The sequence below is a fragment of the Burkholderia sp. AU45251 genome (genome assembly GCF_030482905.1).
Taxonomy (GTDB): domain Bacteria; phylum Pseudomonadota; class Gammaproteobacteria; order Burkholderiales; family Burkholderiaceae; genus Burkholderia; species Burkholderia aenigmatica.
The window spans coordinates 134,781-157,901 of sequence record NZ_JAUJQH010000017.1 but is presented as its reverse complement, the minus strand read 5'-3'; the positions used below and the strand labels follow the sequence as shown (position 1 = coordinate 157,901).

General features: G+C 68.2%; 21 protein-coding genes. 7 read left to right on the top strand and 14 right to left on the bottom strand.

What is annotated here, in order from left to right; all coding sequences use genetic code 11:
• From QZM67_RS27705 to QZM67_RS27685, 5 genes are all read left to right on the top strand, one after another.
• A partial coding sequence (locus QZM67_RS27705; protein ID WP_301766772.1) for an ABC transporter permease subunit occupies positions 1 to 904 on the top strand: 904 nt, incomplete at its 5' end.
• A complete protein-coding gene (locus QZM67_RS27700) occupies positions 901 to 1,740 on the top strand; it encodes an ABC transporter permease subunit (protein WP_043178742.1) in 840 nt (279 codons plus the stop codon). The genes QZM67_RS27705 and QZM67_RS27700, both read left to right, overlap by 4 nt.
• A gap of 116 nt (positions 1,741 to 1,856) precedes the next feature.
• A complete protein-coding gene (locus tag QZM67_RS27695; RefSeq protein WP_043184618.1) occupies positions 1,857 to 3,434 on the top strand; it encodes a DUF3138 family protein in 1,578 nt (525 codons plus the stop codon).
• A gap of 110 nt (positions 3,435 to 3,544) precedes the next feature.
• Entirely contained in the window at positions 3,545 to 4,849 is a 1,305-nt protein-coding gene (locus QZM67_RS27690; protein WP_301808300.1) for an FAD-binding oxidoreductase, read from the top strand.
• Between the two features lie 25 nt (positions 4,850 to 4,874).
• Positions 4,875 to 6,176, top strand: coding sequence for an FAD-binding oxidoreductase (locus QZM67_RS27685; protein ID WP_175025874.1), 1,302 nt, complete (start codon positions 4,875 to 4,877; stop codon positions 6,174 to 6,176).
• Between the two features lie 105 nt (positions 6,177 to 6,281).
• Here QZM67_RS27685 and gor read toward each other — a convergent pair whose 3' ends face one another.
• The 4 genes from gor to QZM67_RS27665 all read right to left on the bottom strand — a co-directional run bounded on the left by gor (position 6,282) and on the right by QZM67_RS27665 (position 10,630).
• Positions 6,282 to 7,640 (bottom strand): glutathione-disulfide reductase, encoded by a 1,359-nt coding sequence (gene gor, locus QZM67_RS27680; RefSeq protein ID WP_301808299.1) that lies wholly within the window; start codon positions 7,638 to 7,640, stop codon positions 6,282 to 6,284.
• Between the two features lie 244 nt (positions 7,641 to 7,884).
• The gene (locus QZM67_RS27675; protein WP_043185162.1) at positions 7,885 to 8,109 is read right to left on the bottom strand and encodes a hypothetical protein; all 225 of its coding nucleotides are present in this window, start codon (positions 8,107 to 8,109) and stop codon (positions 7,885 to 7,887) included.
• A 375-nt stretch (positions 8,110 to 8,484) separates the two neighbouring features.
• Positions 8,485 to 9,606, bottom strand: a complete 1,122-nt coding sequence (locus tag QZM67_RS27670; protein ID WP_175025876.1) for a porin — start codon at positions 9,604 to 9,606, stop codon at positions 8,485 to 8,487.
• 322 nt (positions 9,607 to 9,928) lie between these two features.
• Complete coding sequence (locus QZM67_RS27665) at positions 9,929 to 10,630, bottom strand: YoaK family protein (protein WP_089451496.1); 702 nt, start codon at positions 10,628 to 10,630, stop codon at positions 9,929 to 9,931.
• A gap of 282 nt (positions 10,631 to 10,912) precedes the next feature.
• Here QZM67_RS27665 and QZM67_RS27660 point away from each other — a divergent pair, with 282 nt between their 5' ends.
• Positions 10,913 to 11,251, top strand: coding sequence for a hypothetical protein (locus QZM67_RS27660; RefSeq protein WP_301808295.1), 339 nt, complete (start codon positions 10,913 to 10,915; stop codon positions 11,249 to 11,251).
• Positions 11,252 to 11,294: 43 nt separating this feature from the next.
• On the opposite strand, the gene QZM67_RS27655 is transcribed toward QZM67_RS27660, so the two are convergent.
• Positions 11,295 to 11,822, bottom strand: coding sequence for a chromate transporter (locus tag QZM67_RS27655; protein ID WP_301808294.1), 528 nt, complete (start codon positions 11,820 to 11,822; stop codon positions 11,295 to 11,297).
• Positions 11,819 to 12,457, bottom strand: a complete 639-nt coding sequence (locus QZM67_RS27650; RefSeq protein WP_301808291.1) for a chromate transporter — start codon at positions 12,455 to 12,457, stop codon at positions 11,819 to 11,821. The genes QZM67_RS27655 and QZM67_RS27650 overlap by 4 nt, the downstream gene beginning before the upstream one ends.
• Before the next feature lie 96 nt (positions 12,458 to 12,553).
• Here QZM67_RS27650 and QZM67_RS27645 point away from each other — a divergent pair, with 96 nt between their 5' ends.
• On the top strand, positions 12,554 to 13,438 hold the full coding sequence (locus QZM67_RS27645) for a transcriptional regulator GcvA (protein ID WP_175025881.1): 885 nt from the start codon (positions 12,554 to 12,556) through the stop codon (positions 13,436 to 13,438).
• Positions 13,439 to 13,500: 62 nt separating this feature from the next.
• Here QZM67_RS27645 and QZM67_RS27640 read toward each other — a convergent pair whose 3' ends face one another.
• The 8 genes from QZM67_RS27640 to flgG form a co-directional block, all read right to left on the bottom strand.
• Positions 13,501 to 14,808 (bottom strand): solute carrier family 23 protein, encoded by a 1,308-nt coding sequence (locus QZM67_RS27640; RefSeq protein ID WP_043184635.1) that lies wholly within the window; start codon positions 14,806 to 14,808, stop codon positions 13,501 to 13,503.
• Between the two features lie 267 nt (positions 14,809 to 15,075).
• Positions 15,076 to 16,311, bottom strand: coding sequence for a flagellar hook-associated protein FlgL (gene flgL, locus QZM67_RS27635; protein ID WP_301808289.1), 1,236 nt, complete (start codon positions 16,309 to 16,311; stop codon positions 15,076 to 15,078).
• A 17-nt stretch (positions 16,312 to 16,328) separates the two neighbouring features.
• Positions 16,329 to 18,266: a flagellar hook-associated protein FlgK gene (gene flgK, locus QZM67_RS27630; protein WP_301808285.1), complete on the bottom strand. Its 1,938-nt coding sequence runs from the start codon at positions 18,264 to 18,266 to the stop codon at positions 16,329 to 16,331.
• Positions 18,267 to 18,461: 195 nt separating this feature from the next.
• Complete coding sequence (locus QZM67_RS27625) at positions 18,462 to 19,217, bottom strand: flagellar brake protein (protein WP_043184640.1); 756 nt, start codon at positions 19,215 to 19,217, stop codon at positions 18,462 to 18,464.
• Positions 19,218 to 19,436: 219 nt separating this feature from the next.
• Positions 19,437 to 20,420, bottom strand: coding sequence for a flagellar assembly peptidoglycan hydrolase FlgJ (flgJ, locus tag QZM67_RS27620; RefSeq protein WP_043184641.1), 984 nt, complete (start codon positions 20,418 to 20,420; stop codon positions 19,437 to 19,439).
• Positions 20,421 to 21,605, bottom strand: coding sequence for a flagellar basal body P-ring protein FlgI (locus QZM67_RS27615; protein WP_301808284.1), 1,185 nt, complete (start codon positions 21,603 to 21,605; stop codon positions 20,421 to 20,423). It abuts the gene before it with no gap.
• A gap of 5 nt (positions 21,606 to 21,610) precedes the next feature.
• The gene (flgH, locus tag QZM67_RS27610) at positions 21,611 to 22,303 is read right to left on the bottom strand and encodes a flagellar basal body L-ring protein FlgH (RefSeq protein ID WP_301808281.1); all 693 of its coding nucleotides are present in this window, start codon (positions 22,301 to 22,303) and stop codon (positions 21,611 to 21,613) included.
• Positions 22,304 to 22,323: 20 nt separating this feature from the next.
• On the bottom strand, positions 22,324 to 23,112 hold the full coding sequence (flgG, locus tag QZM67_RS27605) for a flagellar basal-body rod protein FlgG (protein WP_043184643.1): 789 nt from the start codon (positions 23,110 to 23,112) through the stop codon (positions 22,324 to 22,326).
• Positions 23,113 to 23,121: the final 9 nt, after the last annotated feature.

The window sequence follows — 23,121 nt, the reverse complement described above, 5'->3', positions numbered from 1 at the left end:
CTTTGCCGCGCTGTCGCGTTTTCTGCCGTCGGGTCGCAGCGTCGCGATCGGCGTGCCGTTCCTGTGGCTGGCCGTGTTCTTCGCGCTGCCGTTCGTGCTGGTGCTGAAGATCAGCTTCGCCGACCAGGTGATGGGCATTCCGCCGTACACGTCGCTCGTCGAGATCAAGGACGGCGTCGTGCACTTCGCGCTGCAGCTGTCGCACTACGCGTTCCTGCTGCAGGACGACCTGTACATCGCGACCTACCTCAGCTCGCTGAAGATGGCCGCCGTGTCGACGGTGCTGTGTCTGCTGATCGGCTATCCGATGGCGTACTACATCGCGCGCTCGGAACCGAATCGCCGCAACGTGCTGATGATGGCCGTGATGCTGCCGTTCTGGACGTCGTTCCTGATCCGCGTGTACGCATGGATCGGCATCCTGAAGGACGACGGCCTGCTGAACCACACGCTGATCGCGCTCGGCATCATCCACACGCCGCTGCGCCTCTACCACAGCGACGCGGGCGTCTACATCGGGATGGTCTATTCGTACCTGCCGTTCATGGTGATGCCGCTGTACGCGCACCTCGTGAAGATGGACCTCACGCTGCTCGAAGCCGCGTACGACCTCGGCGCGAAGCCGTGGGTCGCGTTCACGCGGATCACGCTGCCGCTGTCGAAGAACGGGATCATCGCCGGCAGCCTGCTGGTGTTCATCCCGGCGGTGGGCGAGTACGTGATTCCGGAACTGCTCGGCGGCGCCGACACGCTGATGATCGGCCGTGTGATGTGGGATGAATTCTTCAACAACATGGACTGGCCGATGGCGTCCGCGGTGACGGTCGCGATGGTGTTGCTGCTGCTGGTGCCGATGGCGCTGTTCCAGTACTACCAGGTCAAGGAACTGGAGGACGCGAAATGATCAAGCCGAGCAAACCGCTGTCGACGGGCGTTCTCGCCTTCGGCTTCCTGTTCCTGTACATCCCGATCATCAGCCTGATCGTGTACTCGTTCAACGAGTCGAAGCTGGTGACGGTGTGGTCGGGCTTCTCGCTGAAGTGGTACTCGGCGCTGCTGGACGACGACGAGCTGCTGACTGCCGCATGGCTGTCGCTGAAGATCGGCCTGCTGACGGCCACCGCGTCGGTCGTGATCGGCACGTGGGCGGGCTTCGTGCTCGCGCGCTTCGGCCGCTTCAAGGGCTTCACGCTGTACACGGGGATGATCAACGCGCCGCTGGTGATTCCGGAAGTGATCCAGGGCATCTCGCTGCTGCTGCTGTTCGTGGCGCTGGAGCAGATGTTCGGCTGGCCGAAGGGCCGCGGGATGGTGACGATCTGGATCGGCCACGTGATGCTGTGCGTGTCGTACGTGGCGATCATCGTGCAGTCGCGCGTGAAGGAGATGAACAAGTCGCTCGAAGAGGCGGCGCTGGATCTCGGCGCAACGCCGCTGAAGGTGTTCTTCGTGGTGACGCTGCCGCTGATCTCGCAGGCGCTGCTGTCGGGGTGGCTGTTGTCGTTCACGCTGTCGATCGACGATCTGGTGCTGTCGGCGTTCCTGTCCGGACCGGGCTCGACGACGCTGCCGCTGGTGGTGTTCTCGCGCGTGCGGCTGGGGCTGAACCCGGAGATGAACGCACTGGCGACGCTGTTCATCACGGCGGTGACGATCGGCGTGATCGTCGTGAACCGGATGATGATCGCGCGTGAACGGCGCCGCATGGCGGACATGAAGGCGGCGTTCGCGGTGGCGTGACGCCCCGCTACCCGCCTCAAACATAACAAGGACTGCAGACAAGCAAGACGCGCTGCCCCAGGGGGGGCGCGCGATTCGATCCCGATTTGACAGGCGCACGACAAGGAGAATCCGCAATGAAGAAGAAACTGATCTGCCTGCTGGTGGCCGGCGCGTTGCCGGGCATCGCGCTGGCCGACTCGACATCCGCCGAGATCAAGGCGCTGCAGGCGCAGGTCACGGCGCTGCAAAAGCAGATGAAGGCGATGCAGGCACAACTGTCGGCAAAGGGCGGCACCGCCACCGCCCAGGCCGGCACGAAGGCAGGGGCTGGCGCCGCACCGGTCGCGGTGGCCGTCGATCCGAGCTCGCCGGACTATGGCAAGGCACAGGCCACGCTGACCAACGACGAGGTCGGCGAAATGAAGCAGCAGATCGCGAACCAGCAGCTGAAGGTCGACTCGCTGACCGATGCGGCCAACACGGGCCCGCTCGCCGGCCTGTCGGTCACGGGCTACATCGATCCGACCTACATCTACAACCGCGCGCCCGGCACGTCGTCGTTCCTGTTCGCGAACCACGAGAACGCGTACAACTACTTCAACAGCACGTTCGGCGATCTCTACCTCGACATCAAGAAGACCTTCGGCGTCGGCCCGATGGCGCCGTCGGCGGAAATCACGCTGATGCCGAACCGCGGCAACGGCATCACGCTGCTGCAGAACTCGCGCGGCTCGATCACCGACAACCTGCTGAACACGGCGGTCGTCAACGTGCCGATCACCGCCGAGACGACGCTGGTCGCCGGCCTGATCCCGAGCTTCGGCGGCTACGAGGTGCAGCAGTCGAACCAGATGCTCACGCTCACGCACAACCTGCTGTACGATTTCTCGGATCCGGGCAGCTACGTCGGTATCGGCGCGAACTACACGAAGGGCAACTGGGCGTGGAAGTTCTTCCTCGGCAACGAGCAGTACCGCACGTACGGTTCGGTCACGACGACGGGCACCAACGCGCTCGGCGATCCGATCACCACCAGCAACAAGGTGCCGACCTTCACCGCGCGCGCGGACTACACGTGGTCGAGTGCGCTCGATCTCGGCGGTTCGTTCAACATCGGCCGCCAGACGCTCTCGAGCGCGATCGATGCGAACGGCGTCGTCCACTACGGCCCGGGCGGCGCGGCACCGAGCGCATACGGTTCGTTCTTCTTCGGCGAACTCGACGCGACCTACACGCTCGCCGACATTCAGTACAACGCGGAAGTCGACTACGGCCGTCAGCAGCATGCGGCGTTCAACGGCGGGCTCGCGCAGTGGTACGGCCTGTCGCTGCTCGCGCACCGCAAGTTCAACGCACCGGTGGTCGGCCGCATGGGCGTGACGCTGCGCTATGACCTGCTCGCCAACTCGAAGAACGGCGGCGGCGGTGGCGGCATCGCGCTGAACGGCAACGGGATGGATCCGAGCAACGGCTTCGGCGTCGACGCGGACTGCCTCGCGCAGTCGAAGGCCGGCGGCGGCCTGGGCTTCGAGTGCAAGGGGGCGGTACGCCAGGATGTCGCGCTCGACCTGCTGTTCTATCCGACCCAGCAGATCACCGTGAAGGTCGAGTACCGCCACGACTGGGCGAACAACAAGGTGTTCCTGCGCAACGACGGGTCGTACGGCAAGTCCAACGACCTGCTCGCGACGCAGTTCATCTATTCGTTCTGACGCGGGGCGCGCGGGACGCCGTGCCGTGCGCACGGCGTCCCGCGCCGTTTTACCGGCCGGATGACGGTGCGCGATGCACTGGCGCCGGCTGCAACGAGGGAGTCGGATTCATGACGCAGTCTTTCACCCGCCGCGCCGATGCGCTCGCGCGCGACTCGTACTACGAAGCGACGGCCGAACGCCCCGCCGTGGACGACCCGTCGCTCGACGGGACGATCGACGTCGACGTCTGCGTGATCGGCGCCGGCTTCGCCGGCCTGTCGACGGCGCTCGACTGCCGCGCACGCGGGCTGTCCGTCGCGGTGATCGACGCGCACCGCCCCGGCTGGGGTGCGTCGGGCCGCAACGGCGGCCAGGCGATCACCGGCTTCGCGAAGGACGAGGAGATCGAGCGGCAGCTCGGCGCCGACGGCGCGCGCGCCGCCTGGTCGCTGTCGCTCGACGGCGTCGCGCTGATCGCCGAGCGGATCGCGCGCTACGGCATCGACTGCGATTTCACGCGCGGCTACCTGACGGTCGCGACGAAGCCGCGCCGCATCGACGACCTGCACGCGTGGATGGACGCCGCAACGTCACGCTGGGGCCATCCATCGCTCGCGTGGCTCGATACCGCCGAGATCCGCACACGTATCGCGTCGACGCGCTATCTGGCGGGCGTGCATGATCCGCTGTCGGGCCATCTCCATCCGCTCAAGTATTGTCTCGGCCTTGCCGATGCCGCCCGCCGCGAGGGTGTCGCGCTGTACGCGCATACGCCCGCGCTCGAGGTCGTGCGCGGCGAGCGGCCGGTCGTGCGCACGCCGACGGGCGACGTGCGCTGCCGCTTCGTCGTGTCGTGCTGCAACGCGGGCCCCGGCGGCGTGCTGCCGACCGCGACGGCCGCCCGCATCGCGCCGATCGCGTCGTACATCATCGCGACCGAGCCGCTCGGCCAGGCGCGCGCCGACGCACTGATCGCGCAGCGCGAAGCCGTGTGCGACAACAACTTCTTCCTCGATTATTTCCGGCTGTCGGCCGACCACCGGATGCTGTTCGGCGGCCGCGCGAATTCGGCCGGCGCGTCGCCCGCCACGCTTGCCGAAACGATCCGGCGGCGCATGGTCGGCGTGTTCCCGCAACTCGGCGACGTGCGCGTCGACCACGCGTGGGGCGGCTTCGTCGACGTCACGCGCAACCGCGCGCCGGATTTCGGCGCGCTCGATCCGAACTTCTTCTACGTCCAGGGCTTCAGCGGGCACGGCGTCGCGCTCACCGGCATCGCCGGACGCGCGATCGCCGGCGCGATCGCGGGCGACACGCGCGCGTTCGACCTGTTCGCGCGCCTGCGTCACCGGCGCTTTCCCGGCGGCGACGCCTGGCGCCAACCCGCGCTCGAACTCGGGATGCTGTACCACCGCGTGCGCGAGCTGTTCTGAGCCCACTTTCTCCGCTCTCCTGATCATGCAGACATTCGCCAACCAGCCGCACGTCGCGTCCTACTACGCGGCGACCGCCAACGATACGACCCGCCACGCGCCGCTCGCCGGCACGATCGACGCCGACGTGTGCGTGATCGGCGCGGGCCTCACGGGCCTGTCCGCCGCGCTCAACCTTGCCGAGCGCGGCCATTCGGTGACCGTGCTCGAAGCTTCGCGGGTCGGATGGGCGGCGAGCGGCCGCAACGGCGGCCAGCTGATCGGCGGGTTTGCATGCGACATCGACACGTTCGGGCAATTCATGCCGGAAGGCGACGTGAAGCGCATCTGGGACATGGGGCTCGAAACGCTGGCGCTCGTGAAGTCGCGCATCGCCAAGCATGACATCGACTGCGCGTTGGTGCCCGGCTACCTGACCGCCGCGAACACCGAGCGCGACGCCGATTCGCTGAAGCGCTGGCGCGACGAGGCCGCGAAGCGCTTCGGCTACGACCGCTTCCACTTCGTCGAAGCCGACGAACTCGGCGACTACGTGCAGTCGGCCCGCTATTGCGGCGGGCTGTACGACCCCGACAGCGGCCACCTCCATCCGCTCAACTACACGCTCGGCCTCGCCCGCGCGGCGACCGATGCGGGCGTGCGCATCCACGAGGACAGCTGCGTGACGCGCGTGCGCGACGTCGCGGGCGGCCATGTCGTCGAGACGAGCGGCGGCAACGTGCGCGCGCGCTTCGTCGTGCTCGCGTGCAATACCTTCGTCGGCACGCTCGCACCCGCGCTGTCGAAGAAGATCATGCCGGTCGGCACCTACGTGATCGCGACCGAGCCGCTCGGCGACGCGCGCGCCGCCGCGCTGATGCCCGCACGCGCGGCGATCTGCGACAGCCGCTTCGTGCTCGACTATTTCCGGCCGGCGCCCGACACGCGGCTCGTATGGGGCGGCAAGGTCAGCTATTCGACGCGGGAGCCGCGTGATCTCGCGGCGGCGATGCGCGCGGACATGCTGAAGACGTTCCCGCAGCTCGCGGACGTGAAGGTCGAGTACGCATGGGGCGGCTTCGTCGACATCACGATGAACCGTGCGCCGCACTTCGGCCGCATCGCGCCGACGATGTATTTCGCGCAGGGGTTCTCGGGGCACGGCGTGAACACCACCGCGCTCGCGGGCAAGCTGATCGCCGAGGCGATCGACGGACAGGCGAGCCGCTTCGACCTGTTCGACAAGATCCGCCATCGCGACTTCCCGGGCGGCGAGGCATTGCGCACGCCGGCGCTGGTGCTCGCGATGAGCTGGTACCGGCTGCTCGACGCGTTCGGCGTGCATTGAGCGACAGCCACATCAACGAAAAGCGGCTGCGCCGAAACGCAGCCGCTCCTTGCCGCCGAGCGCCGACGCGCTCCCGCCAGGGCCCGTTATTAGCGTGAACAGGCCCTAGTCGGCCACCTTCTGCCGCATCGTCACGAACTCCTCGGCCGCGGTCGGATGGATGCCGATCGTGTCGTCGAACTGCGCCTTCGTCGCGCCCGCGCGAATCGCGATCGCGATGCCCTGGATGATCTCGCCCGCATCGCGGCCGACCATGTGCGCGCCGACCACGCGCTGGCTGTCGCGCGCGACGACGAGCTTCATCAGCGTGCGCTCGTCGCGGCCCGACAGCGTATGACGCAGCGCCTTGAACGACGTGCGGTAGATATCGACGTCGCCGTCGTACAGGTCGCGCGCGGTCGCTTCGGTGAGGCCGACCGTCGCGACTTCGGGCTGGCTGAATACCGCCGACGGCACCCATTCGTGATCGGCCGCGACGCGCGACCCGCCGAACAGCGTGCGGGCGAGCAGCCCGCCGTCGCGCGTCGCCACCGGCGTGAGCTGCGGCCGCGACGTGACGTCGCCGATCGCATGGATCGACGGCACCGACGTCGCCGAATACGCATCGACGGCAATCGCGCCGCGCGCGTCGAGCGCCACGCCCGCCTGTTCGAGCCCGAGCCCGTCGACGTTCGGCTCGCGGCCGGTCGCATAGAGCACTGCGTCGTACGGCCCGTGCCGCGCATCGCCCGCGCGCACGCTCAGCGTGCCGTCGTCCGCGCGCTCGATCGACTCGACCATCGAGCGCGCGTGGATCGCGACGCCCTGCTTCGTCATCTCGTCGGTCAGGAACTGGCGCACGTCGTCGTCGAAGCCGCGCAGGATCTTCTCGCCCCGATAGAACAGGTCGACGTGGCTGCCGAGGCCGTTGAAGATGCCCGCGAACTCGACCGCGATATAGCCGCCGCCGACCACCGCGATGCGCTTGGGCAGCGCGGCGAGCGACAGCGCCTCGCGCGACGTGATCGCGTGCTCGATGCCGGGCCGCGCCGGCATCGACGGGCGCGAGCCGGTCGCGATCGCGATGTGGCGCGTGCGGATCGTGCGTTCGCCGACCGCGACCGTGTGCGCGTCGACGAGCGTCGCGCGCCCGGCGTGCATCTCGACGCCCGATTGCCGCAGCAGGTTGATGTAGATGTCGCTGAGCCGGTTGATCTCGCGATCCTTCGCGGCAATCAGCGCGGGCCAGTCGAGCGTGCCGGCGCCGAAGGTCCAGCCGAAGCCCTTCGCGTCCTCGACTTCGTGCGGGTAGTGCGATGCGTAGACGAGCAGCTTCTTCGGAATGCAGCCGCGCAGCACGCAGGTGCCGCCGATCTGCTCCTCTTCCGCTATGCCGACACGCGCGCCGTATGACGCGGACATGCGCGCGAGCCGCACGCCGCCCGAGCCGGCGCCGATGACGAACAGGTCGTAGTCGAAATCCATCGCATTCCCTCATCGCAGTTCGGATGAAGGCACGATAGCAAGATTCCGGCATTCGTGCGGCGCACGGTGCAGCCGGGGGCGGCGCCCAATAAAAAACGGCGAGAGACGTTGCCTCTCGCCGATCAACCCAGCTGCCGGGTGTGCCATGCGTCACCGATCGACCGCATGCCCGACGGCCGGCTGCGCGGCACCGGTCCGCCCGGACACGCGAAGGGCGCGCCCGCGGCCGGACCAGCCGCCATGCTCAGGCCTGCGACGTGTCGCTGCCGTCCGTCGCCTGCGTGTCGTCTGCCTGCTGCGGCTGCTCTTCCTTCTTCTCGAGCATGCCTTCGATCGCTTCCGCACCCTTGAAGCCGGCGACGGCTGCCGCCGCCTTGGTCAGCAGGCCCGCATCCGGATCCAGCTTTTCCGCGCCTTCGACAGCTGCGACTGCGCCAGCGATTTCACCCACGGTGTTCAGGATACCCATCGTCATCCCCTTTCAAGAAAATCGTGAGCGCATCGTCCCACGAAAAAAACCGGCGGACCGCGATTGTCATCACCGGATACACAAGTTACGCACCAGGCCGGCCGCACTCGCCGAGCGCGACCGGAACGACGCACGCGCGCGCCTCACGGCACGCAACGGGCGATGCACGCAGCGTAGCGGAAAGCCTGCGCGCGTACTGTAAAAGTATGTTCTGGATTGCCGACGGATCCCTTACGGCGCGGGGGTCTCGTGATGAAGCATTCGCCGAATAGTCGTGCGCGCGTATGAAGGTCGCGTGACGAAAAAAAAGAGGCGCCTCGCGGCGCCCCTTCGATGCGTGCCGGACGACTGCCGGCACGTGGGTTCCGACGTTCGTCAGAAGATATTGCGCAGGCCGATCGCGATGCCGGTCTGGTTGCTGCGACCCGGCAGCTCGACGTTCGCCGCGCCGGTCGTCTTGTTGAAGTCGACGGTGCCGTAAACTTCCGTGCGCTTGCTGAGCGCGTACTCGGCGATGCCGACGACCGCGTAGCGGTTGCCGCTCGCGAGCGTGCCGTTGGTGGTCATCGCATTGCGCATGTGGTCGTAGTAGAACGCGCCCGTCAGCGTCAGCGGCGCGCTGACCTGCCAGCTCACGCCGGCGAACGGACCGTCGTCGATCCGGCCGGTGCCCTTCGCGACCGGAATCGACTGCTGCGCGAGCAGGCTGTCGACGAAGCCCGTGTCATCCTTCGAGCGCAGGTAGCCCGCGTAGATCTTCGCCTTGCTGAACGCATACACGACGTTCGCGTGGTAGATCGTCTGCTTGCGCGCCGAGTTGTCGCTGTTCTGCTGCGCGCCGGCTGCGATGCTGAGCGGGCCCATCACGTAAGACAGCGACACGCCCCACGCATTGCCCTTGCCGAGCGAACCCGGGATCTGGCCCGAGAAGCCGCCGGCGCCGGTCGATTCGTAGTTCGTGCCGGTCGAGTACATCGCCTTCGCGGTCAGCCCTTCGAACTTGCCCGTGTACTTGATCTGGTTGTCCGCATACAGGCCGCCGCCGAGTGCGACCGGCAGCCACGCGTTTTCGAGGTAGTTACCGACCGTCAGCGGATCGTAGGTGTCCGACAGCAGGTCGAACAGCGGCGTCTTCTGGCGGCCGAGGGTCACCGTGCCGTACGGGCTCTGCAGGCCGACGTACGCTGCGCGGTTGAACAGGCGGCCGCTGTCGGCGAATGCGCCGTTCTGCAGGTTCACGCCGCTTTCGAGGTTGAACACGGCCTTCAGGCCGCCGCCGAGGTCTTCCGTGCCGTAGATGCCGAAGCGGCTGTTGGTGATCGCGCCGTTGGTCATCGACAGCAGGCCGTCGTTCTTGGCGTTGGCGTTGGTCAGGTAGCGGATGCTGGCGTCGGCGACGCCCCACAGCGTGACCGAGCTTTGTGCGGCCGCGTACTGGCTGGCAAATGCGAGCGCGGCGCCCCCTGCGATGGCTGCGAGTCGGGTGGTCTGCTTCATGAGCTTTCCTTTTTGTAGGTGTCTCCATTCATGGCCGGCCGCGTGCGCAGCCGGGTGGCGATCGCTCACGTTCTTGGCGCGCGCGATGTGGGCTGAATCATATGACGAGTGCGATCGCTGAAAGAAATTGAAATGCGCGGTAACGGCGGAACTGTCGCCCGCGCACAACGCTGCCCGTGCGAGGCCCGCCCGGCGGGCGTCGGGTGCCGCGCAGCAGCATTAGGCCACGCGGCTGACGGACCGTCGGGTCTGTAAGACTCACCCCGCGGGCGCGGGGAAACAGGCAGGCGGCCGGAAGCGCCAGCGGGACGCCCCGCTACCGTTACGCCGCGGCCGGCGGCTCGCCGGGCGTCGCGCGGCGACGCCACGCACGCCGCACGATTTCCGCGAACGCGCCGACGAGCAGCAGCACGGCGCCCCACAGCGCGACGTCCGGCACGAGCCGCGTCACGAGACCGCCGACCACCGCGCCGGCCAGGAAGCAGAAGCTGATCGTCGCGAGCAGCGCCGAGTCGTGCAGCGCGCCCGCGTCGTAGCGCGGGATCAGCCCGACGAACAGCTTCTGCGCGGCGCGCCGCAGGTTGCCGGTCGTCATCACCGACGTGTACGACAGTTCCTCGAGATGGGTGAACGACAGCGTCTGCAGCGTCGCGACGAACGAAATCCCCGGAATCAGCCAGGCGCTCGACGCGCCGACGAGGCCGCTCGCGGCGACGCCGAGAAAGGCGATCTCGACGAGCAGGCTCGTGAATGCCGTGTGCCGCATCCAGCCGCGCTGCGCGGCGAGGCCGAGCAGGTGCGCGACGAACACCGCGACCACGAAGCCGCCGAGCGGCGGCACATGATGCAGCGCGGCGGCCCATTCGCCGGCCGACAGGTTGATGCCGAGCAGCGCGACGTTGCCGGTCATCGTGTTCGCGAACACGTGGCCGTGGCCGACATACGTGTACGCGTCGAGGTAGCCGCCGGACAGCGTCAGCAACGCGGCGACAGTGAGATTGCGGCTGGCGCCGTCGAGATCCATCGAGCCTCCCGTGGTGCGCGCCGCCCGGCCGCGCGCGGCGGGCGGTGCGAAATTCAGTTCTGCCGGCCGGCGCGAACGCCGCCGGCGCTGCGCGGCCGGGCATCGCCGCGTGCCGCGCGCCAATATAATGCTCGCCGTCGGGGTGCGGATTCCCGCCGCGCGTCGCCGGCCGGAACGTGTCCATCGCGCAGGTTTCGCCGCCGCGGCGCCGGCCGAGTATACCGGGCGGCCTGAGCCCGGTTGCGCCCCGATCGCCCCCGCGCCGCCTCACCGAGCCTTCGAATGACACTCGCGAAGTTCTTCCTGCGCTACACCGTGATCCCGTTCGCCGCGATCATGCTGGTGGCCGTCTGGGCGTTCAACCGCGAATCGGGCGAGATCGATGCGCGCCAGTACGCGGCGCTGGTGGCCGCCTATCCGTCGTTCACGCCGAAGCTGAAGCACGAGGTGGCCGACGCGTTGCGCGGCGGCAAGGTTGCCAAGGCCGACTACGGCACGATCATGCGCGATGCGCTTGAGGCCGGTTACGTGGTCGACTGGCCCGCGACGACCGACGACGTCGGCAGCGAACGCGGCCGGCTGCTCGGGACCGTGAACAGCGACCCGCCGGCGTCGCAGTAGCGGGCGGCCGCAGCCGGCAACGGCCGGCTGCGTGAAGGATCGCTCACTGTCCGATGCCCGTAAGCCCGATCAGCGCGCCGCCCGCGAGCAGCCACAGCGGATGGATGCGCGTACGCCACGCGAGCACCGCGCACGCGACCGTGATGCCCCACTGGATCGCCGTGCGGTTCGACGCTTCCGAGATCAGCACCGCGCTCGCCGCGACCAGCCCGGCCGTGACGGGCATCATCCCCTGCTGCACATAGCGGCGCCACGGCCGGTCGCGAAAGCGCTCCCACGCATGCAGCGCGAGCACGGTGACGATCGACGACGGTCCGAATTTCGCGAGCGACGCGACCAGCAACCCGCTCCAGCCGGCCACGTGCCAGCCGACCAGCGACACGATCATCATGTTCGGCCCGGGCGCCGCCTGGGCCAGCGCGAACAGCGCGGTGAACGCGTGCGCGCTCATCCAGTGATGGACGTCGACGACCTGCCGCTGCATCTCCGGCAGGATCGTGTTGCCGCCGCCGAACGCGAGCAGCGACAACTGGCTGAAGATCGACGCGATGGCGATCAGCGTGTCGTTCATGGCCGGTCTCCTCGCTGCGAGTCGCGCGCCACGGCCGGCGCCGGCCGCGGCGCATCCGCATCGCGGCGCCGCGACGCGAGCCAGATGCTGACGGGCGTCAGCACGAGCATCGCGGTCAGCAGCGGGATGCGCAGCACCGCGATCGCGACGAACGCGAGCGCCGCGATGCCGGCTGCGGCGCGGGCATGCCGCAGCGGCTTCGCGACCTTCACGGCCATCGCGACGAGCAGCCCGGCCGCCGCCGCGGCGAGCCCCGCGAACAGGTGCTGCACGCGCGGGTCGTTCTGCGTCTTCGCGTACAGCACGCCGAGCGCGACGACGACGAGCGTCGGGCCCGCAATCAGCCCGAGAATGCCGGCGAACGCGCCGGCGATGCCGCGAAAGCGCATGCCGACGGCCACCGACAGGTTGATCACGTTGCCGCCCGGCAGGAACTGGCACAGCCCGAGCAGATCGGTGAATTCGTCGGCGGAGAGCCATTTGCGCTCTTCGACGATGGTGCGCCGCGCGAACGGCAGCGCGCCGCCGAACGACATGAGGCCAAGCGACAGGAAACCGGTGAACAGCTCGGCGAGGCCGACACGGCGGAGCGACGCGGCTGGCGGCGGGGCGGCAGGCGGAAAAGCGGATTGCATGGGGCTCCTCATGAAACAGTGAACCGAGGTTACCGCCGTTCCAGATGCCGGCAAAACGATTTTATCGGCGCGTCCTTGTGATCTAGAATCACAAGCATGGCACGCGATCTCCCGCCCTTTTCCGCGCTTCGGGCCTTTGAAGCCGCGGCACGACACGAAAGCTTCAGCGCCGCCGGCGACGAGCTGCATGTGACTCATGGTGCCATCAGCCGGCAGATCGCCGGGTTCGAGGCGTGGCTCGGCAAGCCGGTGTTCCACCGCTACGGCAAGCGCGTGAAGCTCACCGACGAAGGCCGCCGCTACCTCGACACCGTGCGCGCCGCGTTCGACAGCATCGCGCTCGCGACCGAGCAGCTGCGTAACACGGGCGCCGCGCGCGTGCTGCGCATCAACGCGCTGCCGACCTTCGCGATGAAATGGCTGCTGCCGCGCCTGTCGCGGTTCCAGCGCGACGTGCCGAACGTGGAGCTGAAGCTGTCGACGTCGAACGCGCCGCTCGACACGCTCGACGGTTTCGACGTCGCGATCCGCCGCGGTCCCGGCCACTGGCCGAACTGCACGAGCGGCCACTTCCTCGACGAAAGCGTGATTCCGGTCTGCAGCCCCGCGCTGCTCAAGCGCGTGCCGATCGCGCGTGCGGACGATCTCGCGCGGCACGTGCTGCTGCATTCGGATACGCGGCCGGAAGGCTGGCGCGACTGGTTCGCGGCGGCCGGCGTGGCGATGAAGGGGCGCAAGCGGCAGTCGTTCGACCACTTCTACCTGGCGCTGCAGGCGGCTGTCGACGGGCTCGGCGTCGCGCTCGGCCCGCTGCCGCTGATCGACGACGAACTGGCAAGCGGCCGGCTCGTGATGCCGCTGGCGGGGCCGCGCATTGCAACGCGCAGCTACTGGTGGATCGCGCCGCGCGCGCCGGCGGACGATCCGCTGGTCGCGCAGTTCTGCGCGTGGCTGCAGACGCAGTCGAACGTCGGCGCGTAGTCGCGCTGACGCGCGACGAAAGAGAAGATGACGCGGGCGGCAGGACGCCGCCCGCCGAACGCTCAGACCACCGGGCCCGGTTCCTTTTCCTTGCGCAGGATCGCGTACAGGATGATCGCGCCGAACGTCGCGGTGCCGATCCCGCCGAGCCCGAAGCCGCCGATCTTCAGCGAGAAATCACCGGCGCCGAGCACCAGCGTGACGGCCGCGACGATCAGGTTGCGGTTGTCGGAGAAGTCGACCTTGTTGACGACCCAGATCCGCGCGCCCGTCACCGCGATCAGCCCGAACACGACGATCGACACGCCGCCGAGCACCGGGCCCGGGATCGTCTGGATCACCGCGCCGAACTTCGGCGAGAAGCCGAGCACGATCGCGATCACCGCGGCCACCGCGAACACCAGCGTCGAGTAGATCCGCGTGACGGCCATCACGCCGATGTTCTCCGCGTAGGTCGTCACACCCGTGCCGCCGACGCTGCCCGACACGATCGTCGCGAGCCCGTCGCCGATGAACGCGCGGCCCACGTAGCGGTCGAGGCTGGTGCCCGTCATCGCGCTGACGGCCTTGATGTGGCCGAGGTTTTCCGCGACCAGGATCACCGCGATCGGCGCCAGCATCAGCATCGCGTGCGGATCGAACACCGGCGCGCGGAAGCTCGGCACCCCGAACCAGGCCGCGTGCCCGACGATCGAGAAATCGATCGGCTTGCCGAGCCCCATCCCGTTGGTCGCGACCGCGTAGATCGCGTAGGCGATCACCAGCCCGACGAGGATCAGCAGGCGCTGCACCATGCCGCGCGAGAACACCGCGACGCCGCCGACGCACAGCACCGTGACGAGTGCCATCACCGATTCGAAGGTCGACGCGGACACGCCCTTGACCGCGATCGGCGCGAGGTTCAGCCCGATCACCGCGACCACCGCGCCGGTCACGACGGGCGGCATCAGCGTCTCGATCCAGCGCGTGCCGATCGCCTGCACCAGCAGGCCGAGCGCGACGTACACGACGCCGCACGCGATGATCCCGCCGAGCGCGACCGGGATGTTCGGGTTCGGGCCGCTGCCGCCGTAGCCGGTCACCGCGATCACGAGGCCGATGAACGCGAAGCTCGAGCCGAGGTAGCTCGGCACGCGGCCGCCGACCAGCACGAAGAACAGCAGCGTGCCGATGCCCGACATGAAGATGCACAGGTTCGGGTCGAAGCCCATCAGCAGCGGCGCGAGCACCGTCGAGCCGAACATCGCGACGACGTGCTGCACGCCCATCGCGACCATCTGCGGCCACGCGAGGCGCTCGTCGGGGCCGACCACGCGCGATGCCGCGCCGGTCGATTGCACCCGCCAGCGCGGGAAGTAGGAATCGGACATGGGGAAAAGGGCTCCTGTCGGTCGGTCGCCGGCTGCAGAAGATGCGCCGGTCTGGAATCTGGCGCGAGTTTACGGAGCGGAAATGGGGCTGGCAAGCGCACTGATGCGCGGGCCGGCGAGCGCCAAGCACGGCTGGCCGTGCGCGCGAAACGGGGCACGAACGTGCGACCCGGTGAAGCGCCCATCCGCGCGCGAAGACGCGCGGGCGGCGGTCCACACCGGCCGCGATGTAAGCGGGCGCTCACATCGTGGCCGGCGCGTCGTGCATCAGGGATTGATGTACTGGAACAGCGACAGGTTCTGCAGCTGCGCGTACGCCTTCTGCGAGCCCGTCAGCGCGTTCTGCATCTGCAGGAACTGGCTGATCGTCGACACCATGTTGGTGCTCGTCAGGTCGGACAGGTTGCTGGTGATCTGCAGCGTGTTGGTCTGGTTCACGGCCTGCATCGCCTTGATTTCCTGCTCGCGGCCGCCGACCGACGCCTGCACGGTGAGGACGTTCGTCATCATGTTGTTCAGCTTCGTCGTGCCGGTGGTCATCGTGTTCGCGAGCGCGGTCGCGGCAGCCGTGTTGTTGCTGATCGGCGTCTTCAGCGCGGTGATCATCGAATCGAGCGCCGCGAACACGTCGGTGCCGGCTTTCGGCGCGGGCGTGATCGTGAACGTGTCGCCCAGCGCAGGCGTGCCCGACACGGGCACCGACAGGCCGTTGCCGAGCGCGATGGCCGAATCGGCCGTATACGGCTGCGCGGCGCCCGGGGTCGGCGGTACGACGGAGTTGTCGGTGACCGTATAGGTCGGCGCGGCGGCCGTGCCGCCGAACGTGATCGTGAACTGGTGCGTGTTGGTCGCGGCCGACGGGCTCGTGATCGACACCGCGCCGATCGTACCCGTGCCCGTGTTGTTCGCGCCGGCGAGCGGCACCGGCTGGCTGCCGAGCATCGGCACCGACAGGAACACGCTGGCGCCGCTGTCGCCCTGCGAGATCGCGCGCGTGTCGGCGATCTGCACCTGCCGCGAACCCGTGTCGCCGCTGTAGTTCACGCCGCCGCCCGGTGCGTTCGAGAACGGCGCCGTGGTCGACTGGAAGCCCGCGAACAGGTAGTTGCCCGCGCCGTCCGTCGAGTTCGCGAGCGTCAGCAACTGGTCGCGATAGCCCTGCAGCTGGGTCGACAGCGCCGCACGGTCGCTGTCGGCCAGCGAGCCGTCGCCGGCGTGTATCACGACCGAGTGAATGGTGTTCAGCAGGTCGTTGACGCTGAAGAGCGTCTGGTCTTCCTTCTGCAGCGACGACAGCGCGACGTTCTGGTTCGACGAATACTGCGACAGCGTCGCCGACGTCATCGACAGCTGCACCGCCTGCGCGGCGCCGAGCGGGTTGTCGGCCGGCGTCGACAGGCTCACGCCGCTCGAGATCTGCTGGTACAGCTGCGACAGCTGCGCCTGCTGGTCGCTCATCTGAGCGACGTTCATCTGGTAGAACTGGGTGGTGGAAATCCGCATCGCTTCGATCCCCGAAATCAGTTGAACAGGCCGAGCACGGTCTGGAACAGCGTCGCCGCCGTCTGGATCACCTTCGCGTTCGCCTGGTAAAGCTGCTGGTACTGCATCAGGTTGGCCGCTTCCTCGTTCTGGTTCACGCCCGATACCGACTGCTGCGCGGACGTGATCTGGCCGACCAGCGCGGTCTGCGCGGCGCTCGACGACTTCAGCTGGCTCGTCGTGTTGCCGATGCCGTTCACGTAGTTCGCGTACGCGCCCGTCAGCGTGGTCGAGCCGTTGCCGAACGATTTCGCGTTGACGAGCTTCGACAGCGCGAGCGCGTTGCTGCCGTCGTTGGTGCCGCCCGTGTTCGGCGCGACCGTGAACGTGTCGCCGGCCGTGGGCGTGCCCGACACCGTCACCGTGACGCCGGCCGTCAGCGTGATCGGCGAGCCGGCCTGGTACGCCTGCGGCGTGCCGGTGCTCGGCGGCGTGACGGAGTTGTCGGTGACCGTGTAGGTCGGGCTGGCGGTCGTGCCGCCCATCGTGATCGTGTAGTTGTGCGGGTTGGCCGCGGCGGTCGCGCTCGTGACCGACAGCGCGCCGATCGTGCCGGTGCCCGTGTTCGTCGTGGTGGCCGACGGCACGAACGGCGCCGCCGCCGCGATCGCGGAGCCGTTCGACGTCGCGAGGCCGAAGCCGTTCAGCGCGCCGCGTGTCGGCTGCACGGTGAACTTGTCGCCCGGCTGCATCTGCGTGCCGGCAGTGGTCGAGAAATTCAGCCCGCCGAGCGAAACCGGCATCGGCCCCTGCTTCTGGTCGACCACCGTGCCGCTCGCGCGATCGGTCAGCGTGTAGTTCTTGCCGTCGTACGACAGCGTGTAGTCGCCGGTGGTCGGCTGCGACGCGTTCGCGAACGACACGGACAGCGCCGCGTTGCCGGTATTGCCCTGGTTCGCGTACGTGATCGGCGTGCCAGTCGTGAACAAGTTGCCGCCGACGTTGCCCGACAGGTCGAGGCCGAGCGCGTTCTGCGCGTTGACCTGCGCGGCGAAGCTGGTCGCGATCGCGCCAAGCTGGGCTTCGGCCGGATCGAGCGTCTGGCTGCGGAACGAGAGCAGGCCGCCGAGCGTGCCGCCCGACAGCGACGCGTCGGACAGGTACTGGTTCGGGCCCTGCGGGTTCGCGCCGGCGATGCCCTGCGACACGACGGTCAGCTCGCTCGGATCGGACGGCGACGTGACGGTCGCGAGCTGGTAGCTCTTGTCCGCGACGACGAGCGGCGTGCCGCCAGCGAGAAACACGCTGTAGCCGTCGCCGTTGCGCGCGACCTGCACGCCCGCGAGGTTCGACAGGTTCGACACCGCGAGGTCGCGCTGGTCCATCAGCTGGTTCGGCGGCTGGCCCTGGCTGCTCGCGGCCGAGATCTGCTGGTTCAGTTGCGCGATCTGCGCGGTGTACGCGTTGATCTGCGTCACGGTGCTCGTGAGCTGCGTGTTCACGCTCTGGCGCAGCGCGTCGTACTGCTGGCCGGCCGCCGTGATCTGGTTCGCGAGCGTCTGCGCATTGCTCATCGCGGTCTGCCGCACCGACGAGTCGGACGCGCTGTTCGCGACGTTCTGCAGCCCGGTGAAGTAGTTCGTGATCGCGGTCGAGATGCCGGCCGTCGGGCTGCCGACGTAGTTGTTCAGCTGCGTGACGAGCGAATACCACGTCGACTGCGCACCGCCCTGCGTCTGCGCGCCGTTCAGCTGGTCGCTCAGGTACTGGCTGTACTGCCGCTGCACGGTGGCGGTATTCACGCCCTGCGGCAGGTAGCCGCTGCTCGTGTACTGGCCGCTCGCCTCGGCATAGACGGGGCGTTCGACCGAGTAGCCCGGCGTCGCCGCGTTGCTGATGTTCTGGCCGGTCGTCGTGAGGCCCCAGAGCGCGGCATTCAGGCCGCTGACGCCGAGGTTCATGAGTGTGTTGGACATGCGCGATCCTGATGAGCCGGCCGCGCTGCGGCCGCCGGGTTGCGTGACTCCCGGTATAACGGCCGCGGATCGAAAAAATTGAGGAAAAAATGCGCGCGCGACGCGCAAGCGCGCGTCGCCGCTCGCAGCGTCTGGCCAACGGTGCCGCCAACGCTGCGCGGGCGGCCCCGGGCGGGGCCGGCCACTGCTTGCGCGTCAGGCCCGCGCGAGCGAGCGGCGCTTCATCTCGAGTTGCGTAATCAGCCGCTGCAGCGTGTTCTCCGCGCTGCCCGGCAGCGACAGGTAGCGAAAACCGAGCTGGTAGCGCCGCGACCCATTCGGCATCTGCGTCGAACGCTGCGACACGAGCTGCAGGTCGAGCGACAGCTTGCCGTGGCCGGTCAGCTCGAGCTCGACGTCGGGCAGCTGCGTGCCGACCTCGAGCGCCTCGACGCGTTCGTCGGCCGTGCGCAGCCCCACGCCGCCGAGCGACAGGTTATGCACCTCGAACAGGAAACTCTCGCCGTCCGGCAGCTTGCCGCGGCACAGGAACGGATCGACGATCGGCGCGTCGACGCGGAAATATTCGCGGCGCTGGATGCACATCAGCACGTCGGGGAAATCGGCGACGAACGCGGGCAGCCCCTCGTAGCGCGTCTCGCGCGGCGTGCCCGTGGAGAATTCGACGCGCACGCCCTCCGGCGCGGCCGCGAACGTGCAGTGCGACGCGCCGAGGATGCCGGCGTTCTGCTCCGACAGCGCACCCCAGTCGAACGTGAACGTCCGCTCACCGACATCCACCTCGAGCAGGCGCGTGACAAGCTGGCCGCCCGGATACTGGACGGTCAGGAAATCGCCGCGGTTGACGAGGTTGCGCAGCTGCACGCCGATTTCCAGCGGATTGCGGCGGGCATAGTCGGGCCCGGAGTGGCCTGCATCCAGGCTGGGGTCCGTCGACGTTTCGATATTCATGGCTAGCCGGTCTTTCTTGTCATGGGCGCCCGGGCAACCGGTGCGCAATAAAACCGGGCCAGAACGGGGGCCCGGTCGCAGGTCTCTCACACTTAGCGGCAGTGCTGACCGAAAGTTTAGATCGAATTGCGGATTTTTTTCGCGCAAACGTTGAAACCGCGCGCGGCGGGCTGCCGGGCGCGGTCCAGAGGGTACAACCGGCGATCGCCGACGGGTGCGTCAGCCGATCTGCTGCATGATCGAAATCAGCTTCTTCGCGTAGTTCGGGTCGGTCGCGTAACCGGCCTTCTGCATCCCGTGCGCGAAGCCTTCGACGCTGCGGCTCGCGCTCAGCACGCCCGAGTAGCGCGGGTTGTTCTTCAGCAGGTTCGCGTAATCGGTCATCGCATGCTCGTACGAATCGTACGCGCGGAATTTCGCGACCACGCGGCGCGGCGTGCCGTTCACGTATTCCGTCGTCAGCGCCGACACCGTGCGGCCGGTCCAGCCCTTGGTCGCCTTGATGCCGAACACGTTGTAGCTCGTCGAGCCGTCGGTCGCACGGATCTCGCGCTTGCCCCAGCCCGATTCGAGCGCCGCCTGGCCGACGATGAAGCGCGCCGGGATGCCGGTCGACGCGCTGGCCGCCTGCGCGGGGCCCGCGAGCCGGTCGACGAACGCGTCGGCGTCCTGCACGCCGCTCGCGCCCTTCAGCGGCGGCGTCAGCGCGCTGCCGGCCGAATAGCCGCGCGCGCCGGCAAGCCCGCCGTTGTTCGCCGCGTTCGCGTAGGCCTTCGCCATCGCGTTCATCGCGGCGAGACTGCCTTCGTTGCCGCCCGCGCCGAGGCCGGCCGCGCCCATCGCGCCCGCGCCGACGTCGGCCGCCGTGTCGCTGCCCGCGCCCTGCCCCGCGTTGCGCATCAGCTGCTTCATCAGCGCGTCGGCGACGCCGATCCCGCGCGTCGACATCTGCTGCGCGAGCTGCTGGTCGAGCATCGACGTGTACAGCTTCGACGTGTGCGAATCGAACAGCCCGCCGTCGGGCGACGCGTCGCGCATGCTCTTGAGCATCATCTGCGTGAACATCGCGTCGAACTGGCCGGCGACCGCCTTCGCGCCGGCCTGCGGCGACTGCTTGGCCTGCGCGCGCAGCGCGTCGAAACCCTGTACGTCGAGCGCAAAGCGCTGCGTGAGGTCGTTCGCGTTCGGGAGAGAGGCTGCCATTTAGATGATCTCCAGGTCGGCGCGCAGCGCGCCGGCGGCCTTCATCGCCTGCAGGATCGACATCAGGTCCGCGGGCGTCGCGCCGAGCGTGTTCAGCGCCTTCACGACGTCGGCGAGATTCGCGCCGGCCGTCACCATCTTCAGCGCGCCGTTGTCCTGCTTCAGCTGGATCTGCGACTGCTGCGCCACCACCGTCTGCCCGTTCGAGAACGGCCCCGGCTGCGACACGACCGGCTGCGTGTTGACGACGACCGACAGGTTGCCGTGCGCGACCGCGCAGCTCTGCAGCGTGACCATCTGGTTCATCACGATCGAGCCGGTGCGCGCGTTCAGGATCACCTTCGCGGCGGCCTTGTCCGGGCTGACGTCGAGGTTCTGCAGCCGCGCCATGAACGCGACCTGCTGCGCCGAATCGGCCGGCGCGGCCAGCTGGATCGTGCGGCCGTCGAGCGCCGTCGCGGTGCCCGGGCCGAAGCTCGAATTGACCGCGGACACGATCCGCTGCGCGGTGCCGTAGTCCATGTCGTTCAGTTGCAGCTGCAGCACACCGTTCATCTGCGCGATCGCATTCGGCACCGCGCGTTCGACGATCGCGCCGCCAACGATCCGGCCGGCCGCGAGCTGGTTCACCTGCACACGGCTGCCGTTCGCGCTGGCGCCGGCGCCGCCGACCGCCATGTTGCCCTGCGCGAGCGCGTAGACCTGGCCATCGGCGCCTTTCAGCGGCGTCAGCAGCAGCGTGCCGCCGCGCAGGCTTTTCGCGTTGCCGAGCGACGACACGGTGACGTCGAGCGCCTCGCCCGGCCGCGCGAACGGCGGCAGCGTGGCGGTCACCATCACGGCCGCGACGTTCTTCAGCTGCATGTTGCTCAGCGACGACGGGCCGCCGTTCGCCGAACCGTTGTTGATCGAGATGCCGAGGTTCGCGAGCATGTTCGCGAGCGTCTGCGTCGTGAACGGCGTCTGCATCGTCTGGTCGCCCGTGCCGTCGAGACCGACGACGAGGCCATAGCCGATCAGCGGGTTGTCGCGCACGCCCTGGATCTGCGCGAGGTCCTTCAGGCGTTCCGCATGCGCGGGCGCCGCGCCGAACACGCAGGCCGCAGCCACGGCCGCGAACGCGACGGCGAGTCGCGCAGCGGCATGCGCGCGGGCCGACAGGCGGTTAAGCAGGGTCTTCTGCATCGTCATCACCACGGCGCGATGTTGAGGAAGAAGCGCTGCAGCCAGCCCATCGTCTCGGCTTCGTTGATGTAGCCCTTCGACGAGTATTCGATCTTCGCGTCGGCGACCTGCGTCGAGTAGACGGAGTTCGCGCCCGAGATCGTGTTCGGGTTCACGACCCCCGAGAAGCGCACGAATTCGTTGCCCTGGTTGATCAGCATCTGCTTCTCGCCGCTGACCACGAGGTTGCCGTTCGGCAGCACGCCGGTGACGGTCACCGTGATCGTGCCGTTGAACGTGTTCGCCGCGCTGGCGCCGCCGGTCGCCGCGAACTTGTTGTTACCGGTCGCCGACAGGTTCGCCTTCGCGAACAGCCCGCCGAGGAAGCCGGCCGTCGGCACGTTGAAGTCGGTGTTGCCCTGCCGGTTCGTGTTCGCGCCCGACGACTTGGTCGCGTTGATGTTCTCCGCAATCATGATCGTCAGGATGTCGCCGATATTGCGCGGCCGCTGATCCTCGAACAGCGGCCGCCCCGCGTAGCCGGGGTTGTAGATCGAGCCGGGCGCCTGCATCGACATCGGCATCGGCGGTTGCGCCGTCATCGGCTGCTGGATGATCGGATCGCGCGGAATCTGCGCGCAACCGGCGGCGAGCGCCGCCACCACGACCGCGCATGCGGCGCGGACGGTGGCTGACGGGAGGAGGCGAACCTGCTTCATGGCGACGACGGGTGTTCCGGTTAGCTCTTCATCTGCGTGACGGTCTGCAGCATCTGGTCGGACGTCGTCACGGCCTTGCTGTTGATCTCGTAGGCACGCTGCGTCTGGATCATGTTGACGAGCTCCTGCACGACGTTCACGTTCGACGCTTCGACATAGTTCTGGTTGAGCGTGCCCGCGCCGTTCAGGCCCGGCTGCGACACGTTCGGCGCACCCGACGAGGTGGTCTCGGAGAACAGGTTCTCGCCACGCGCCTCGAGGCCGGCCGGGTTGATGAAGGTCGCGATCTGCAGCGAGCCGATCTGCACCGAATTGGTCGAACCCGCCTGCGTGATCGTCACGACGCCGTCCTTGCCGATCGTCAGCGAGTTCGCGTTCTGCGGGATCGTGATCGCCGGCAGGATCTGGTAGCCGCTCGACGTAACGAGCTGGCCCTGCGCGTTGGTCTGGAACGAGCCGTCGCGCGTGTACGCGTTCGTGCCGTCCGGCATCAGCACCTGGAAGAAGCCCGCGCCGTTGATCGCGACATCCTTCGAGTTGCCGGTCTGCGTGAGGCCGCCCTGCGTGTACAGGCGCTCGGTCGCGACCTGCTGCACGCCGGTGCCGAGCTGCAGGCCCGACGGCAGTTCCGTCTGCTGCGTCGAGTTCGCGCCGGGCTGGCGGATGGTCTGGTACAGCAGATCCTCGAACACCGCGCGCGACGCCTTGAAGCCGTTCGTGCTGGTGTTCGCGAGGTTGTTCGAAATCACGTCCATCTGCGCCTGCTGCGCATTCATGCCGGTGGCGGCGATGTAGAGCGAACGGTTCACTTGTCGATT